Origin of the sequence: Fulvimarina endophytica, from assembly GCF_003403015.1 — a bacterium.
Classification (GTDB): domain Bacteria; phylum Pseudomonadota; class Alphaproteobacteria; order Rhizobiales; family Rhizobiaceae; genus Fulvimarina; species Fulvimarina endophytica.
Genome location: NZ_QURL01000003.1, coordinates 22,605 through 40,003 on the forward strand (window position 1 = coordinate 22,605; position 17,399 = coordinate 40,003).

Below are 17,399 nucleotides of genomic sequence, written 5' to 3' on the forward strand. Positions count from 1 at the left end.
CCTGTCAGGTCGGCGCCACCCCCAAGGTCCCCCGACCCGCCCCATCGCCCCGTCCGGACGCGATGTCGCGGGCATTTGAACGACCCGGTTCAGCGAAGATTCATCGGTGCATGGGCCTTATGGGGCAGAACGGATTTCAACGGCCTCTTTCGGATCCCGTGACATGACCTCGGACGCTCGCGACACCCTCCTGCACGTCTCCGGTTGCGGCTGCGCGGCCTGCTCGATGGACATCGATCGCAGGGTCATGGCCGATCCCTCCGGCGTCACCGGCACCGCGGGCGCCCGGGTCGTCGCCAGCCTCGACGAGATGGCCGACTATCTGCGCGTCGGCTATTGGGGCAATTCCGGCATCCGCCACAATCTCGGCGCCACCGGCAACGATCCGAACAACGGGGTTCTCCACTACAACCTCTCGGGCACCGGCGGGGCCCTCGCCTATAGCGGCGTCAACGATGCGGACGGGGTGAGCGCTGCGCGCGCCGAACTGATCCGCGACGCCTTCGACGTCTATTCCGCCGTCCTCGGCATCCGCTTCGTGGAGACGACGAGCACCGATGCCGGCCTCGTCGACTTCTTCTTCACCGACAATGCCAGCGGCGCCTATGCCGGCTCGGTGCGCTACGGCGACGGCTCGATCTACTATTCCTACGTCAACGTCGCCGCGAGCTGGTCGGGCGCAACCTCGACCTATGACGACTACACCCTGCAGACGATCTTCCACGAGATCGGCCATGCGCTCGGCCTCGGCCATCAGGGCAACTACAACGGCAGCGGCGGCTATTCGACCTCGGCCCAGTTCCAGAACGACAGCTGGCAGGCGACCATGATGTCGTATTTCTCGCAGAGCGAGAATACGGAGGTCGCGGCGAGCTATGCGCTCCTCCAGACGCCGATGGCGGTCGACTGGATCGCCCTCGACGACATCTACGGCCGGTACGGCTACGGCACCGCCAACGCCTTTACCGGCGACACCGTCTACGGCTTCAACACCACGATCTCGGCCGAAGAGAGCCGCATCTGGAACGCCTATGCCACCTATGCCGGCCGCACCGCCTCGACCATCGTCGATGCGGGCGGCATCGACACGGTGGATTTCAGCGGTTACCGGGCCGACCAGCGCATCGATCTCACGGTGCAGACGGGCGGCCAGACCTCGCAGAACGCCTCCAATATCGGCGGCCGGATCGGCAATCTCACCCTTGCGGTCGGCACCGTCATCGAGAACGCGATCGGCGGGGCGGGCAACGACATCCTCATCGGCAACGGTGCGGACAACCGGCTGGTCGGCAACGGGGGCAACGACGTCTTCTACGGACGGGGCGGCAACGATGTCTTCGACGGCGGCGCGGGCTTCGACCAGGTCGTCTACGACATCGCCTTCTCCGCCTTCTCCTTCCGCCTCCTCGAAGGCGCTATCGAGGTGGTGGGCGAGGCGGTGGGCGAGGGGATCGACCGGGTCCTCGACACGATCGAGAGCATCCGCTTCTCCGACATCGCCTACGGCTTTTCCGACCTCGTCGCCATGATCGGCTCGGCCGGGACGACCGGCGGCTCGTCCGGCGGGACGGGGGGAGCCGGGACGGTGACGCCCACGCCTGCGCCCACGACACAGCCGGCGGTAACGCCCACCGTGAACCCGGCCCCCACGCCGGCTCCGACGCCCGCGCCCGCACCAGCACCGACACCGGCGCCCACACCGGTCGCACCGCCGCCGACGCCGGACACCACCCCGAAGTTCAAGGTCGTCGTCGACGGAACCGAACGGGTCGTTCCCGCGTCGGCCTATACCGGCCCGGTCGCCGGCATCGACTGGCAGCATCTGGGATCGGGCGCCGCGCGCGAGGAGATCTTCGGAACCGGCCAGGCGGACTTCATCAACGGTCTGGCCGGCGACGACGTGATCTTCGGCGGCAAGGGCAACGACATCCTCGATGCCGGCGTCGGCTCGGGCTTTCTGGGCGGCGAGGAGGGCATCGACACCTTCTTCGTCGATGCGCGCGGCGGTCAGGTCGCCTGGTCGACGATCACCGATTTCATCCCGGGCTCCGAACAGGTCACGATCTGGGGCTTCAGGCCCGGCATCTCGCGGATCTTCTGGGAGAACAGGGCCGGCGCGGCCGGATACGAAGGGGCGACCGTCTTCATCGATATCGACGGCTCGTCCCAGAGCGACCGCTCGGGCGTCGACGTCGCCGTCACCTTCACCGGCCATTCCGTCGGCAGCCTCGGCCCGAGCTTCGAGCTGGACGGCCTTCTCTGGTTCCGCCCGGGCATATCCTGAGCGCCCCCGTCACGCACCGGTGACACGGCCCGCGTGAGGCGGGCCTCAAGCCTCCTTCATGCGTATGGGCCGCGATCGTCGGGACCGCCGGCCTTGGTAAGCGTGGACGGAACGACGAAGGGCCGGCGCCATGGCCGACCCTCGCCTTTGTTCGGATCTCGTTCCGCCTGCCCTCGACAAGGGGGCTCGCGGGCTCAGAACTCTTCCCAGCTGTCCTCGGCGGGGGCCGGCTCGGGCTTGCGCGCGGCCCCGCCCGCGCCGGTGGTCCGCATCTGGGTCACGGGCGCAGGCGTCCGCTTTTTCGGTGCGGCGCGGGTCTGCGTGGCGGCCCTCACCGTCTGCCCGGTGCGGAATCTTGCCATCGCGGCGGCCAGCGCGTCGGTTTCCTCGGCCAGCGTATGGGCGGCGGCCGTCGACTGTTCCACCATCGCCGCGTTCTGCTGGGTGACCTTGTCCATCTGGTCGGCCGCGCCCGAAACCTCGCGCAGGCTCACCGCCTGTTCGCGCGCGGACGCGGCGATCTTCGTGACGACCTCGCTCATCGAGGCGACCTCGGAGACGATCTCCTCCAGCGAGGTGCCGGAGGCGACGACGAGCCCGACGCCCTCCTCCACCTTTTCGCGCGAGGTCGAGATCAGCGCCTTGACCTCCCTCGCGGCCTCGGCCGAGCGCTGGGCGAGACCGCGCACCTCCTGGGCGACGACGGCGAAGCCCTTGCCGGATTCGCCCGCTCGCGCCGCCTCGACACCGGCATTGAGCGCCAGAAGATTGGTCTGGAAGGCGATCTCGTCGATCACGGAGATGACCTGGTTGATCTGGCCGGAGGAGGCTTCGATCTCGCCCATCGCCTTGACGGCACGCTGGACGATCTCGCCGCCGCGCTCGGCCTTGCCGCGCGCGGACCCTGCCGCCCTCCGGGCATCGTTCGCCCCGTTGGCGGTCTCGTTCACCGCGCCCGTCACCTCGCTCAGGGCCGCCACCGTCTCCTCGAGATTGGCCGCCTGCTGCTCGGTGCGCTGGGCCAGATCGCTGGAGGCCGTCGAGATCTCGGCCAGCCCGTTGCGGATGCTCGCAACGCTCGACAGAACCGTCCCGATCGCCTGTTCGAGTTCGGCGACCGTGCCGTTGAAGGTGCGCCGGATCGGCTCGAATTCCGGTGCGAGCCTGCCGTCCATGCGCACCGTGAGATCGCCGTCCGAGAGCTTCTCGAAGCCGTCCTCGACGGCCCGGACGAGGACGCGCAGGTCTTCCGCCTTGGAGTGCTCGATATCGCTCTGGCGCCGGCGCTCGCTCTCGACGCTCTCCTGCAGGCGCGCCTGTTCGGCCTTCGCCGCCTCGCCGCGCGAGAGATCGTGGCGGAACTGTTCGAGCGCGCCGGCGAGCGTTCCGAGTTCGTCGGAGCGCTCGGTGCCCTCGATCGCCTGCGCATAATTGCCGGCGCTCATGCGCTTCACGCCTTCCAGCGCGCGTGCGAGCGGCCGCCGGATGAGGGAGCGCGAGGCGAACTGGATGGCGAGGATGGCGGCGAGGAGAATGATCAGCCCGGCGAGCAGCGTCGTCTGGATCTTGTCCTGGACCGGCCCCGTGAACACCGCTTCGGGAACGTCCACGACGGCCGCCCAGGTGGTGTTCATGCCGGGCGCGGTGAAGGGAAAGACGATGCGCGTATCGCCGTCGGCGAGCCCCTCGATCACCTGCGTCGCGCCGGTCTCGAGCGCCTGCCGCACCTCGGCCGCGCCGCCGTCGGCGTAATCGGTCATGATGCGGGCGGTCTCGGGATGGACCAGCCATTTGCCGTTATTGGCAAGCAGCATCACCGTTCCGCCCTCGAAGGGCGCCATGGCGCCGAGGCGGTCCACCATCTGGTCGAGCTTGATGTCGACGCCTGCGAGCCCCACGATCTCACCGCCGACGCGGACCGGAACCGAGACCGATGTGAGCAGCTCGTTCGTCGTCGACAGATAGGGCGAGGTGATGACAGGCTGACCCGATTTCAGGGGCGCGGCGTAGTATTCTTCACCCGGCTTGATCGTCCAGGTCGACATGCCGACCTCTCCCGTTTCGGACTTCGTCCAGTACGGGGTGAAGATCCCTTCGGCATTGGCGGCCTCGAGACCGGGAAGCATCTCAGACAGTCGCCCGTCGACGAGGCCGCACATCCAGGCGCCGAAGATGGTGCCGAATTGCGGCGAGACGGTGCGGATCATGGAGACGAGGCCGGCCCGGTCCGCCGCCCCGCTCTCCAGATAGCCCGAGATGCCACCGGCCAGCGCGCGGCCGGCCGAGGTCGCCTGGGTGATCTCGATCGAGACGTCTTCCGCGACGATCTGGGCCTTGGCGGCAGCGAGCGCGAGGATCTCCGCTTCGGTCTGCGTCTTGGTCTGCCACAGATTGAAACCGGTATAGCCGACGAGGATCGCGCCGATGGCAATGCCCGTGGCGAGCACCATCTTGGTTGCGACCGAACCTGTCCGTTTTTTCATAAGGCCCACCTTCAGAAAGTGGCCGGACTCGACCAGAACATCGTTAACAATTGCGGAAGAATCTGGTTTTTCGCGGTTTTCGATCAGGTTTCCTTAAAATTGCGGCGGGGATCGCGGGCGGACTGGGCTGGAAGGCGGGCCGGCCTCGTTTTACGCGCACGATCGTCTGCGCCCCGGGCCCGAGCCGGGCGCACGCCCTCCCGCCTGCGACGGCGCTGATGAAAAAAGAGGCTTTTTGCATCAGCCGGACTGATCAAGTCGCGTCTATGTAAGCCGTCCTGCCTGTCCACTTCCCCCCACAACGGTCCGCCTCTCTGGACCGTATTGAAGTTGAAGGGAAAAAACAGACATGACGAGCCACGACACACTGATGGCGAGCGCGCCAGGCCGCGCGACGACGGGTACGGCGACCGACCAGGGCATGCAGGCGACGCTTCTCAACAAGGTCTCCTGGGGCGCGATCTTCGCGGGCGTGACCATCGCCCTCGTGACGCAGGTGATCCTGACCCTCCTGGGCGCAGGAATCGGCATCGCGACGCTCGACCCGACCGGCGGCGCCGCGAACAATCCCTCGGCGGCGGGCTTCTCGATCGGGGCCGGCATCTGGACCCTCGTCTCCGCCCTGATCTCGGCCTTTGCCGGCGGCTACATCGCCGCGCGCATGTCCGGTCGTGCGGACCGGCTCGCGGCCGGCCTCCACGGGCTCACCACCTGGGCGTTCACCACGCTCCTCATCCTCTATCTCCTGACCACGACCGTCGGCTCGCTCGTCGGCGGCGCGATCAGCGGCGTCACCTCGGCCATCGGCAGTGCCGGCCAGTCGGCGATCCAGGCCGCGGCCCCGGCGCTCTCCCAGTCGAACCCCCTCGAGGCGATCCAGGAGCAGGTCCGCTCTACGGGCAATGATCCCGAGGCGCTGCAGGCCCGTGCCGTCGATGCGATCCGCTCGCTCCTGACCGGCGACGAGCAGGGCGCCGAGGAGGCCCGCAACCAGGCGGCGCAGGCCCTCGCCGAAGCCCGCAACATTCCCGTCGATCAGGCCCGCCAGCAGGTGAACCAGATGGAGCAGGAATACCGCCAGGCGCTCCAGACCGCCGAACAGGAAGCGACCCAGGCCGCCGAAGCGACCGCCTCTGTCGTCTCCACCGGCTCGCTGCTCGCAGCCCTTGCCCTGGTGCTCGGCGCCGGCGCCGGCTTCCTCGGCGGCCGCAGCGGCGCGGTTCCGCTGCGATACGGTGCCCGGATCGCCTGATCTTGAAGCCTGAAACATCCTGACCTCGTGCGCTCGGCGGTCCCTGACGGACCGCCGAGCGTCGTTCCGGCGGGCGCGATCGCAGGCGGCGGTCGAAAATGTCGCCGGTCCGGGCGCAGCGTCCCCGCCTCGCACGCAGATCGCAAATGCTTGATCCCGATCCCCAACCGGATCCGGAGCCCTAGAATGACGCGATGTCACCCAAGGTCTGAGACAGGTCGGAAAGGCTTTGCATGAAGGATGCACCGGGCGTGGGAGCGGTCGAACGCCGCCAGCTGCAGCAGATCATCGCGGGCCTCGACGAGGGGGTCATCCTCATCGACCCCGACCAGACGATCGCTTGGGCGAACGAAGCGGCCCTGCGCATGCACGGCGTCTCCTCGGTCGAGGATCTCGGCCCCAGCGTCGAGGGCTATCGCGACCGCTTCCGCCTGCGCTACCGCAACAACCACACGGTGGAGGACGGCGCCTATCCGGCCGACCGGGTCGTCGCGGGCGAGATCTTCGCCGACGTGATCGTGGAGGTCTCGCGGGCGGGGACCGAAGAGCCGGAATGGGTCCACCGGGTGCGCAGCCTCGTCCTCACCGATGCGGACGGCGTTCCCGAATGCCTCGTCCTCGTCGTCACCGACGCGACCGACGAGATGCAGGCGGTCGACCGCTTCGAGCAGTCCTTCAACGCCAATCCCGCCCCCGCCCTCATCTGTCGGATCTCCGATCTCAGATATATCCGGGCCAATCAGGGCTTTCTCGACATGACCGGCTATTCGCGCGAGAACATCATCGGCCGCTCGGTCTACGATCTCGACGTGATGGAGGCGTCCGAGAAGCGCGATCTGGGCAAGCAGCGCCTCGCCGACTGGGCGACGGTGCCGCAGATGGAGGCCTGCCTGCAGCTTCCCGAGGGCGAGACCAAGCTCGTCATCGTCGCCGGCCAGCCGATCGAGATCGGCGAGGAAAAGTGCATGCTCTTCACCTTCGCGGACCTCGAGCCGCGCCGCAAGGCCGAGAGCGCTCTGCGCAACAGCGAGGAGAAGTTCGCCAAGACCTTCCGGCTCGCCCCCGTTCCGATGAAGATCACCACGCTCGACGGCTTCCGCATCATCGACGTCAACGACGCCTTCCTGAAGGAGACGGGCTGGTCGGCCGAGGAGGTCATCGGGCGCAGCCCCGCCGAGATCGAGCTGTGGGACGCGGCCGCGACCCGGCGCAAGCTGGAGAAGGAGCTCGTCGAGACCGGCGGCTTCCGCGGCTACGAGGCCAAGCTCAAGACGAAGAGCGATTCCATCCTCGACTGCCTCGTCTCGGCCGAGACCGTGACCATCGGCGGGGAGACCTGCGTCCTCGACGTGTTCCAGGACATCACGCGCCGCAAGACCTCCGAGACCGAGCTCGTCGACGCCATCGAGGCGGTGATGAGCGACACCAAATGGTTCAGCCGCAGCGTCATGGAAAAGCTCGCCAACATGCGCTCGCCCCAGCCCGACGGGCGCACCAAGGCGGGCCTGTCCGATCTCACCGAGAAGGAGCGGGAGGTCCTCGGCTACGTCTCCCTCGGCCTCGACGACGCGGCGATCGCCGACCGGTTGTGCCTGGCAAAAAGCACCATTCGCAATCACGTCGCCCGCATCTATCGCAAGATCGCCGTCCACAAGCGCAGCGAGGCGATCGTCTGGGCGAGGGAGCGCGGCATCGATGGCCCGGACAAGGAGCGCCGGCCGAAATCCCGGTCCTGATCGGGCCCTCGCAGCCCCGGACCCGGGCTTTTCGCCGACGCATCGGAGGGTCCGAAACCCGGGTCCGCTCCTCGGTCCGATGCCCGAGCCTTTCGGGGATCGGACACCGTCGCGGGCGGATGGATGCGGATCACTCCAAAAATGAACGATCCGCATCAGCCCGATTGATGCGCGCGAACCTGTGTGAGACCCCGTAGGCACCTATCTTTCATCGGGAACGGGAGAGGCGAGACCTCTTCTGCGGCATCGGAGCCGACGGCCGCGGATCGCGCCGCGACGCTCCGATGCGAGATCAACACATCGAACGACGAAGGGAAACGGACATGGACAAGAACCGCATCGAGGGCAAGAAGGACGAGATCGTCGGCTCCGTGAAGGAGGCCATCGGCAAGGTCACGGGCAACGAGCGCGTGGAAGCCGAAGGCGCCGCCCAGAAGAACAAGGGCAAGGTGCAGGAAAAGGTCGGCGAAGCCAAGGATTCGGTCCGCAAGGCCCTCGACTGATCCATGATGCCTCGGGTCCCGGCACCGGGACCCGAACATGTCGACCTGAACACGTCGACCCGACGACTTCAATCGCGAGGCAGGGACCGGACCACGGCCCCTGCCGAAACCGCTGCGTCGAACAGAAGATCTGAATCCGGGCACCGCACGACGCGCCCGCCGTTCCGCACAGCAATGCCTGCCCACATGCCCCCGGCATGAAGGCGCCATGCGCGGGTTCATGAACGGGCGGCTGGCCAATCGCCGACGCGGACCGCGTGCCGGGCATCGTGCTCGACGCTGCGGTGAACATCGCAAACGACATGTCAGCGGCCGAAATACTGACAAGGCTCTCGACAGATAAGAGTTACTGGTTCAACCCATCTACTTCGGCCGTTTCGGGAGGGTTTTAGCTTCACGCGCGAGTTTGGCAATTCGTTCGTCAGCTTCTCGGCGACGTTCTTCTTTTCGCTCACTGTCGAAGATAGCATAATGCGCTTCTGCAATACGCCTCGCATCATCAGCTGAAATCTTTCCTCCACTTTTGAGGATCGCTCGCCCGAGTCCGCTCAGTTGAGCATCGAGAAGACGACGGGCGTCCTCCATGACAATCAATCGACCGATGTCGGCTTGGTCTTCAAAAATGTCTAATAGTATCGTTGTCAGTCGGTTCAGTTCTTTAATTTCGGATTCGGCAAGATAGTTTTTAGAGGTACCTACATCCGCCTTCCTGATATTGTCGTTCGGCCAAGTTTTGAGGCCCATATCGGCCTCTGAAGCATCGGCTCGCGAGGCGACAATCTCAGAAGGGGTGTGGGAGGTTACAGCGTAGACGAGCTTGGCTTGAGTCCGCAGGAAGAAGTCACGTGCCTGAGTGGATTTGGGATCGTAGTCCTGACACATCGAACATATTCGTCTCAACTCAGCGTAGACATTCGCTTCGTCCGATCGAATATCCCGAATGATCTCGCGCAATTCGGCAATGCGATCGGCATTCCCAGACTGCTTTAATCGTGGAGCGTCAACGACAAAACCTTTTGTCGCAAATTGAACTAATACGCCCGTAGCCCATCGACGAAAAACAGTCGCTTGGGCTGACGAGACACGGTAGCCGACCGAAATGACCATGTCCAAGCTATGGAGTGTTACGGGTCGAGTCGATCCAGCAATATGCACTTTCTGCATATTGCCCTTTTCCGAAAGCTCGCCCTCTTCCAGGACGTTTCCGATGTGACGAGAGATAACTGACTGATCGCGTCCGAACAGTTGGCCGATCTGGGCCTGCGTCATCCAAAGCCGCTCGCCATCGTAACGGATATCGAGCCGTAGACCCTTATCAGAATTGTAGACAAGAAATCGATCGCCAGTCGATTCGTCTTCGGTAAGATGGACCGGCTCGATATCTTTTTCATCCATCGGAAAACCACTCGTTTCTATAGAAGATTTCGAGAGAATCTAGTTTGTCTAGTTTTCTCGCGGCATCCGCCGCACCGCTTTCGGTTGCCTCGGCTATCTTCGGGGGTTTGCTTGCAAAGGATACTGAACGCCTTGCACTTTGCGATGCATCACTCAATCGACGTGCACGACATTCGTGACAACGTCATCATAAACCCGAGATTTCTCATCATGGAATGCTTCAAGGGTAAAGAGTCAACCGCAAATTAAAATGGCATATTACAGCCCTTTACGCGAATCAGGCCTAGGTAGTTCTCCAACGTATCTAGCTCGCGCAAGACAGCGAATGTGAGGTTATCCATTTCACGAGATCTGTCTGTGGCGTCCAGTTTTGCCGCCCGCTGGTCCGTTCGTAAGCTTGGAGAGCATCGAGAAGCCACTGAAGGTGACAGGCCACTCAACCGTCTTCAGCGTCATCTCCGCTTCCCTGAAAAACTCCTGGAACTGACAATCGTTACGACACCGACGAAAGCAAGCGCTCAGCCTCTGTTTTCCTTGTGGGGATGGCGGTGAGAGAGGGATTCGAACCCTCGATACGGTTTCCCGTATACACGCGTTCCAGGCGTGCGCCTTCAACCACTCGGCCACCTCACCACACGTTCGTTCGATCCTGTCGAACATCCGCGCCTGGTCGATGGGGCGGACGGCTTTCGTCGTGAAAGCAGCGAACGGCGCGGGACCTAAGCCAGATTCGGCTCGGGTTCAAGCGATTTTCGTCGATTGTCATCGTCGAGTGGCATCCGTCCGATATCGGGAAAGGCTTGACGCAGCTTGAACACACCTGCGCCGCCTCGTTTGCGCCCCCGTTGCCGGTGCCTCACCATAGGCCTTCGCGGGTGTCCTCGCCCCGGCGCGCACCGGACCCGTTGCCACCGGGCCCGTTGCCATTGCGCCGCAGATCGCCCATCTAGGGGAAAACGGACATGCCCGGCAGCGTCACGCGCGCGCCGATGCCGAGACAGGACGCGGTGCCCCGAATGGCCTTTTTCCTCCGACTTCTCGGAACGCTCCTCCTCGCGGTGGCGACCGTCTTCGCCGTCGCCGATCTCGCCCAATACGTCGCCGACGACGTGGTGACGATGGCGACCATCGCGAGCGTCGCCCAGACGACGGGGATCGGCGCCGATCTCTTCGGGCCCGAGGCCTCGGCGACGGCGCGCGTCATCGGCTCCTGGCCCTTCGCCATCAGCTTCGCGGTGCTCGGCGCGATCCTCGTGCTTCTCGGTCGCAGGCGCCGGAGCATCGGCCGGTCCTGACGGCAGACGACGGTCGCAGGCGCGGCTTGCAAGGGCGCATGGGACCTGCGCGGCGAGACATCGCGGCGGCCGGCCGGATCATCATGTCGCAGCCGCAACGGCGAGCCCGCCCGATCCGTTGTCGTCTCGAAGGCGCCGTCCGGCGGGGTGCCGCCGCGATGCCAGGGCCCGGCACGAGACGGTAATTCCCCGGACCGTGAGACCCGAGCGGACAGCGGCCGGGCCTCACGATCGGAACCACGCCGATCCGCACCAGGCAGATCCGCGAAACAGAATGGAGACCGGAATGTATATTCTCGACATGTTCGCCAGAAAGACCCGCATGGTCGAGGAGGCCGACGCGCTGAAGGGCCGTTCGACGCCGATGCCCGTGCCCGAGACCCATTTCGTCAACGGTGCGCCCCTCAAGGGCCCCTTCCCCGAGGGCCTCGAAACCGTGGTCTTCGGCATGGGCTGCTTCTGGGGCGTCGAGCGCAAGTTCTGGAAGCTCGACGGCGTCTATTCGACCGCCGTCGGCTATCTCGGCGGCTACACGCCGAACCCCACCTATCAGGAGGTCTGCACCGGCCAGACCGGCCATAACGAGGTGGTGCTCGTGGTCTACGATCCGGACCGGACCAGCTTCCGCGAGCTCATGGCCACCTTCTGGGAAGGCCACGATCCGACCCAGGGCATGCGCCAGGGCAACGACATGGGCACCCAGTATCGCTCGGGCGTCTACGTCATGAACGAGGAGCAGGCGAGAATCGCCGAAGAGACCAAGGCGACCTATCAGGCCGCGCTGAAGGCGGCCGGCCACACCGGCACGATCTCCACCGAGATCAAGCCGGCCGGCGAGTTCTACTATGCCGAGGACTATCACCAGCAATATCTCGCCAAGAACCCGAACGGCTATTGCGGCCTCGGCGGCACCGGCGTGTCCTGCCCCGTGGGCGCGGGCGTTCCGGCCGAATAGGCAGCGCCGGCAAAGCCTCCTGTCGTTCGGCGGCCGCCCTCCCCGGGGCGGCCGAGGCGGCTTCGTCGCTGCGAACGGCGGCCAGGCCGCGCCTGCCCGTCCTGCTTGCCGCTTCCGCTGGACGGCCCGATGCTGTAGCCCCATGGCATCGGGTGGCAACAGGCAAGGGAAACGGCCATGGCGCAGAAGGTGATCTTCGATACCGATCCGGGGCAGGACGACGCGGTCGCGATCCTCACCGCCCTCGCCTCGCCCGAGGCGCTGGACGTCCTCGGCATCGTCACGGTCGCCGGCAACATCCCCCTCGACCTGACGACCACCAACGCCCTGAAGCTGGTGGAGCTTGCCGGGCGCACCGAAGTCCCGATCCATTCGGGCTGCGAGAAGCCCTTCGGGCGCAGCCTCGTCACCGCCGAACACGTCCACGGCGTCTCCGGCCTCGACGGCCCGGACCTTCCCGCGCCGCAGGTCCCGCCGCGCAGCCAGCACGGCGTCGATTTTCTGGTGGAGACGATCCGCGCCCATGCGCCGGGCTCGATCCGCCTCCTCTGCCTCGGCCCCCTCACAAACGTGGCGCTCGCCATCGCCAAGGCGCCGGACATCGCCGGCCGCCTTCAGGACATCGTGCTGATGGGCGGCGGCTCGTTCGAGGGCGGCAACATCACCCCCACCGCCGAATTCAACATCTATGTGGACCCGGAGGCCGCGAGCGCCGTCTTCCGCTCGGGCGCGGCGATCACCGTCCTCCCCCTCGACGTCACCCACTTCATGCGCTCGACGCGCGAGCGCATCGCGGCCTTTGCCGGGCTCGGCAACCGGGCGGGCGAGGCGGTGGCGGCGATGCTCACCTTCTCCGAACGCTTCGACGTGGAGAAATACGGCTGGGAAGGCGCGCCCCTGCACGATCCGTGCGTGACGGCCTACGTGCTCGCGCCGCAGATCTTCAAGGGCCGCTCCGTCAATGTGGAGGTCGAGACCTCCTCCGCCCTCTGCCGGGGCATGACGGTGGTCGATTACTGGGGCGTGACCGACCGCCCGAAGAACGCGGTCTGGGTCCGCTCGGGCGATGCGGACGCCTTCTTCGCGCTCCTGACCGAGCGGATCGGCCGCCTGCCCTGACGGGCGGGCCGTCCGGCCTTCGGGACGGGCCGAAATCGGAGAAAGACTTGCCGATCATCCACTTGGGGCAAGTCGACGCCCATCTTACAAAGTAGAACCCTTCCAAACTGAAGTCTATAATTATTCCAAACAGCGATTTCTATTTGACAGAGCCAGTTCTCCGGGCGTAGCCGACCGGTCAGGACGCCGCCGCATCGCTGGATCGGACCCATGATCCGCAGGCGTCGAAACCCGGCCGGAGGAGACCCGTCTTGACAGTCCGCACCACCCCCCGCCTTGCCCGCGCCGCCGCGAGCGCCCTCGCCCTCTCCACCGCGCTCTCTGCGTTCGCGGCCCCCGCCCGGGCGGACGAGGTCTCGAAGGAGGCGATCCTCAAGACCTATGCCGAGATCGCGCTCGCCGGCTATCGCGACGCGCTGAAGGGCGCGAAGGCGCTCGATGCCGCGAGCGACGCGCTGATCGCCGATCCGAGCGAGGAGACCCTCGCCGCCGCCCGCAAGGCCTGGCGCGAGGCGCGGCCGAGCTACATGCAGACCGAGGTCTTCCGTTTCGGCAACCCGGTCGTCGATGCCTGGGAGGGCCGCGTCAACGCCTGGCCCCTCGACGAGGGCCTGATCGACTATGTGGACGAGAGCTACGGCACGGGCTCCGATTCCAATCCGCTCTACAACGCCAACGTCATCGCCGCGGACAGCGTCACCATCGGCGGCGAGACGATCGACACCACCACGATCACCCCCGCCCTCCTTCAGGACAAGCTGCAGGAAGCGGGCGATGTCGAGGCCAATGTGGCGACCGGCTATCACGCGGTCGAATTCATGCTCTGGGGCCAGGATCTCAACGGCACCGATGCGGGCGCGGGCGACCGGCCGGCGAGCGATTTCGCCAGCGGCGACGCCTGCACCCATGCCCCTTGCGACAAGCGCGCGGCCTTCCTCGACGCCTCGACCGATCTCCTCGTGACCGATCTCGAGGAGATGGTCGCGGACTGGGAGGAGGGGGGCGCGGCCCGGGAGGTGCTGATGGCCGATACCGACAAGGGCATTTCGGCGATCCTCACCGGCATGGGCTCGCTCTCCTATGGCGAGCTTGCCGGCGAGCGCATGAAGCTCGGCCTCCTCCTCCACGATCCGGAAGAGGAGCACGACTGCTTCTCCGATCTCACCCATGTTTCCCACTATTACGACGTGATCGGCATCCGGAACGTCTGGCTCGGCCGCTACGAGGCGAGCGACGGATCGGTGATCGAGGGTCCGTCCGTCTCCGATCTCGTGGCCGCGAAGGACCCGGCGCTCGACGAGGAGATGACGGGCGACATCGAGACCACCGTCGCGACCATGCGCAAGGTCTATGACGCGGCGGAAGCGGGCGAGGCCTACGACCAGCAGATCGCCGAGGGCAATGCGCAAGGCAATCAGCGGGTCCAGGCCGCCATCGACACGCTGATCGCCCAGACTCGGACGATCGAGCGGGTGATCGCCGAACTCGATCTCGGCGGCGTGACCATCGAGGGCTCCGACAGTCTCGATTCCGCCGGCGCCGTGTTCCAGTGACCCGGCCGGGGAGCGCCGGCTCAAGAAGCCCGGCCGCTCCTCGCTATCCTGCCCCCGGCCCCATCCCCGTCATCAAGGCCCATGTCGATCCGCAAGCCCCTCCTCTTCTGTCTTCTCGGCCTGACCAGCCTCTGCGCCATGCCGCTCGCGGCGGCCCTCGGCGAAAGCGGCGGCGCGGCTTCGAAAGGGGCCGTGCGTGCCGATCTGACCCCCGAGGACCGCGCCCGCGTCCTCGCGGTCACCGCGCCGACCGGCGATTTCACGAAGCCCGAAGCCTTCGAGATCATGCAAGGGGGTGCGGCCACCTCCATGGCGTGGCCCGATCGCGACGCCTTCTCCCACGTCTCGGCCAATCAGGACTTTGAGGGCGAGGACCGGTTCAAGCTCGGCAATGCGCTGTTCCGCAAGTTCTGGGTCTCCTCCCCCTCCTCGACCGAGGCCTCCGACGGGCTCGGTCCCCTCTACAATGCCCGCTCCTGCCAGAGCTGCCATCTGAAGGACGGGCGGGGCCGGGTGCCGGAGGCCGGCGAGGAGGCGGTCTCCCTCTTCCTTCGCCTCTCGGTGCCGCCGCGCACCGCCGAGGAGCGCGCGGCGCTCGCCGACAAGCGCCAGACGCGCATTCCCGAGCCGACCTATGGCGGCCAGCTCCAGAACTTCGCGGTGCCGGGCGTGCGCCCCGAGGGCCGCATGGTGATCGACTATCGCGACGAGCCGGTGACCTTTTCCGACGGCACCACCGTCACCTTGCGCGCGCCGACCTATTCCGTCGCCGATCTCCAATACGGGCCGATGGCAAAGGACGTGCTCCTCTCGCCGCGCCTTGCCAATCCGATGATCGGGCTCGGCCTCGTCGAGGCGATCCCCGAGGAGGACATCCGGGCCCTCGCCGACCCCGAGGATGCCGATGGCGACGGCATTTCGGGCAGGGTGTCGGAGGTGCGCGATCCCGAGACCGGCGCTATCACCCTCGGCCGCTTCGGCTGGAAGGCCTCGACGCCCTCGATCAAGGTGCAGAGCGCGGAGGCCTTTGCCGGCGATATCGGCATCTCGACGCCGCTGAAGACCGACGCCTTCGGCGAATGCTCGAACGTCCAGGCCGAATGCCGCGCCGCGCCCTCGGGCATCCAGGAGCGGCTGGGTCCCGTCGAGGCGCCCGATCCTGTGCTCGATCTCGTCGCCTTCTATTCGCGCAATCTCGCCGTTCCCGCCCGCCGCCGGGTGGACGACACGGCGGTTCTCGCCGGCAAGAAGGCCTTCTACGAGGCCGGATGCGCGGCCTGCCACCAGCCGAAATTCGTCACCTCGCGCACCGCCGAGGACCCCGCCCAGCGCTTCCAGCTGATCTGGCCCCATTCCGATTTCCTGCTCCACGACATGGGCGAAGGGCTCGCCGACCACCGCCCCGTGGGCGATGCCTCGGGGCGCGAATGGCGCACGCAGCCGCTTTGGGGTATCGGTCTCACCGAGACCGTCGGTGGCGGTACCTATCTGCATGACGGGCGCGCCCGCAGCCTCGAGGAGGCGATCCTCTGGCATGGCGGCGAGGCCGGGGCGGCACGCGCGGCCTATATGGGGATGGATGCCGAGACCCGTTCGACCCTGATCGAATTCCTGGAGTCCCTGTGATGCATCCCGCCTCGAAAGCCGCCCGCAAATCGCTCCGCAGCACGCTTGCGGCGACCGCCGCCCTCGGCCTCCTCGCCCTCGCCCCTTGTCTCGCCTCGGCGCCGGCACAGGCACAAGACCAGTCTCAGGCGCCGGACGCGGGCGGGGCCGGCGCGAACGCCTCCGGGCTCACCGGCGACACGCTCGTCCTCGACGCGGTCGCGAACGCCGTCGACGACGCGATCCGCCCCGGCTACCAGGCCTTCGACGATGCCGTGCGCGAACAGGCCTTCATGCTCGAGACCCTCTGCTCCGATCCGACGAAGGAGAACCTCCAATCGGCGCAGGAGAATTTCGGCGGCCTCGTCTCGGCCTTCTCGAAGATCGAATTCGTCCGCTTCGGCCCCATCCGCGAGGACAACCGGCTGGAGCGCATCCTGTTCTTCCCCGATCCGCGCGGCGTGATGGCCAAGCAGGTCCAGGCGATCCTGAAGGATCAGGCCGACAACGCCCTTCATGCCGAGACGCTCGCCGAAAAATCCGTCGCGGTGCAGGGCCTGCCGGCCCTCCAATACGTCCTTTTCGGCGACGGATCGGACGATCTTGCCACCGAGAGCGGCGCCTATCGCTGCAGCTACGGCAAGGCGATCGCGGCCAACCTGTCCTCGATCAGCACCGCGCTGGTCGAGGAATGGGGCGACGAGACCGGCATCTCGGAGCGCCTGATGGAGCCGGCCGAGGACGATCCGGTCTACCGCACCGCTTCCGATTCCCTCGGCGCGATCGTCTCGATCTTCACCGAGGGGCTCGAGATCGTCGCCGATCAGCGCCTGTCGCCGCCCTTGAGCGCCGAGGACGGGGCCGATGCGCCCGCCAAGCCGAACCTCTTCCTGTTCGGTGCCTCGGACAATGCCCTGACGGCCCTTCAGGGCGATTTCGAGGGTCTGCAGCAGCTCTTCGAGGCAGTGGACTTCCCCGCCGTCCTGCCGGCGGACAAGCAGTTTCTCGGGCCTTCGATCGAACTGGAATTCACGCAGATCGGCTCCAATCTCGACGCGGTCGAGACGCCCCTTTCCGAGGCGGTGGCCGATGCCGATTCCCTCGGCAAGCTCGGCTATGTGCTGATCGCGACCCGGAGCCTGCGCTCCCAGTTCACCGATCAGCTCGCGCCTGCCCTCGGCCTTGCCTCCGGCTTTTCCTCTCTCGACGGAGACTGATC

Annotated in this window: 12 protein-coding genes and 1 tRNA gene; 10 read left to right on the forward strand and 3 right to left on the reverse strand. The window is 66.3% G+C overall.

The window, feature by feature from the left end; translation table 11 throughout:
- Positions 1–163 precede the first annotated feature (163 nt).
- The gene (locus DYI37_RS06685) at positions 164–2,284 is read left to right on the forward strand and encodes a M10 family metallopeptidase (protein WP_116682467.1); all 2,121 of its coding nucleotides are present in this window, start codon (positions 164–166) and stop codon (positions 2,282–2,284) included.
- A gap of 194 nt (positions 2,285–2,478) precedes the next feature.
- Here the strand turns inward: DYI37_RS06685 and DYI37_RS06690 are convergent, their stop codons facing one another.
- Positions 2,479–4,767: a methyl-accepting chemotaxis protein gene (locus DYI37_RS06690; RefSeq protein ID WP_116682468.1), complete on the reverse strand. Its 2,289-nt coding sequence runs from the start codon at positions 4,765–4,767 to the stop codon at positions 2,479–2,481.
- A 349-nt stretch (positions 4,768–5,116) separates the two neighbouring features.
- Here DYI37_RS06690 and DYI37_RS06695 point away from each other — a divergent pair, with 349 nt between their 5' ends.
- From DYI37_RS06695 to DYI37_RS06705, 3 genes are all read left to right on the forward strand, one after another.
- Positions 5,117–6,019, forward strand: coding sequence for a flagellar export protein FliJ (locus DYI37_RS06695; RefSeq protein ID WP_245413813.1), 903 nt, complete (start codon positions 5,117–5,119; stop codon positions 6,017–6,019).
- A gap of 233 nt (positions 6,020–6,252) precedes the next feature.
- Positions 6,253–7,755 carry a PAS domain S-box protein gene (locus DYI37_RS06700; protein ID WP_116682469.1) on the forward strand — a complete coding sequence of 501 codons (1,503 nt, stop codon included), beginning with the start codon at positions 6,253–6,255 and terminating at the stop codon, positions 7,753–7,755.
- 323 nt (positions 7,756–8,078) lie between these two features.
- Positions 8,079–8,258, forward strand: a complete 180-nt coding sequence (locus tag DYI37_RS06705) for a CsbD family protein (RefSeq protein ID WP_116682470.1) — start codon at positions 8,079–8,081, stop codon at positions 8,256–8,258.
- A gap of 363 nt (positions 8,259–8,621) precedes the next feature.
- Here DYI37_RS06705 and rhuM read toward each other — a convergent pair whose 3' ends face one another.
- Together rhuM and DYI37_RS06715 are read right to left on the reverse strand one after the other, a co-directional pair.
- Positions 8,622–9,653, reverse strand: coding sequence for a RhuM family protein (gene rhuM, locus DYI37_RS06710; RefSeq protein WP_116682471.1), 1,032 nt, complete (start codon positions 9,651–9,653; stop codon positions 8,622–8,624).
- 543 nt (positions 9,654–10,196) lie between these two features.
- Positions 10,197–10,286, reverse strand: a tRNA-Ser gene (locus DYI37_RS06715).
- Between the two features lie 383 nt (positions 10,287–10,669).
- Here DYI37_RS06715 and DYI37_RS06720 point away from each other — a divergent pair.
- From DYI37_RS06720 to DYI37_RS06745, 6 genes are all read left to right on the forward strand, one after another.
- Positions 10,670–10,948, forward strand: a complete 279-nt coding sequence (locus DYI37_RS06720) for a hypothetical protein (protein ID WP_147307891.1) — start codon at positions 10,670–10,672, stop codon at positions 10,946–10,948.
- Positions 10,949–11,234: 286 nt separating this feature from the next.
- The gene (gene msrA, locus DYI37_RS06725) at positions 11,235–11,903 is read left to right on the forward strand and encodes a peptide-methionine (S)-S-oxide reductase MsrA (protein WP_116682936.1); all 669 of its coding nucleotides are present in this window, start codon (positions 11,235–11,237) and stop codon (positions 11,901–11,903) included.
- 177 nt (positions 11,904–12,080) lie between these two features.
- The gene (locus DYI37_RS06730) at positions 12,081–13,022 is read left to right on the forward strand and encodes a nucleoside hydrolase (RefSeq protein ID WP_116682473.1); all 942 of its coding nucleotides are present in this window, start codon (positions 12,081–12,083) and stop codon (positions 13,020–13,022) included.
- Positions 13,023–13,273: 251 nt separating this feature from the next.
- Complete coding sequence (locus DYI37_RS06735; RefSeq protein WP_116682474.1) at positions 13,274–14,575, forward strand: imelysin family protein; 1,302 nt, start codon at positions 13,274–13,276, stop codon at positions 14,573–14,575.
- 81 nt (positions 14,576–14,656) lie between these two features.
- Entirely contained in the window at positions 14,657–16,201 is a 1,545-nt protein-coding gene (locus DYI37_RS06740) for a di-heme oxidoreductase family protein (RefSeq protein ID WP_116682475.1), read from the forward strand.
- The gene (locus tag DYI37_RS06745; RefSeq protein WP_116682476.1) at positions 16,201–17,397 is read left to right on the forward strand and encodes an imelysin family protein; all 1,197 of its coding nucleotides are present in this window, start codon (positions 16,201–16,203) and stop codon (positions 17,395–17,397) included. Before DYI37_RS06740 ends, DYI37_RS06745 begins: the two co-directional genes overlap by 1 nt.
- The last annotated feature ends 2 nt before the right edge of the window (positions 17,398–17,399 follow it).

What these genes read in the sequence shown, in the direction of transcription:
- DYI37_RS06705 (WP_116682470.1), top strand. Translation starts at nt 8,079, where the DNA reads ATGGACAAGAACCGCATCGAGGGCAAGAAGGACGAGATCGTCGGCTCC.
- DYI37_RS06745 (WP_116682476.1), top strand. Translation starts at nt 16,201, where the DNA reads ATGCATCCCGCCTCGAAAGCCGCCCGCAAATCGCTCCGCAGCACGCTT.
- DYI37_RS06720 (WP_147307891.1), top strand. Translation starts at nt 10,670, where the DNA reads ATGGCCTTTTTCCTCCGACTTCTCGGAACGCTCCTCCTCGCGGTGGCG.
- rhuM (WP_116682471.1), bottom strand. Translation starts at nt 9,653, where the DNA reads ATGGATGAAAAAGATATCGAGCCGGTCCATCTTACCGAAGACGAATCG.
- DYI37_RS06740 (WP_116682475.1), top strand. Translation starts at nt 14,657, where the DNA reads ATGTCGATCCGCAAGCCCCTCCTCTTCTGTCTTCTCGGCCTGACCAGC.
- DYI37_RS06695 (WP_245413813.1), top strand. Translation starts at nt 5,117, where the DNA reads ATGACGAGCCACGACACACTGATGGCGAGCGCGCCAGGCCGCGCGACG.
- DYI37_RS06700 (WP_116682469.1), top strand. Translation starts at nt 6,253, where the DNA reads ATGAAGGATGCACCGGGCGTGGGAGCGGTCGAACGCCGCCAGCTGCAG.
- DYI37_RS06690 (WP_116682468.1), bottom strand. Translation starts at nt 4,767, where the DNA reads ATGAAAAAACGGACAGGTTCGGTCGCAACCAAGATGGTGCTCGCCACG.
- msrA (WP_116682936.1), top strand. Translation starts at nt 11,235, where the DNA reads ATGTATATTCTCGACATGTTCGCCAGAAAGACCCGCATGGTCGAGGAG.
- DYI37_RS06730 (WP_116682473.1), top strand. Translation starts at nt 12,081, where the DNA reads ATGGCGCAGAAGGTGATCTTCGATACCGATCCGGGGCAGGACGACGCG.
- DYI37_RS06685 (WP_116682467.1), top strand. Translation starts at nt 164, where the DNA reads ATGACCTCGGACGCTCGCGACACCCTCCTGCACGTCTCCGGTTGCGGC.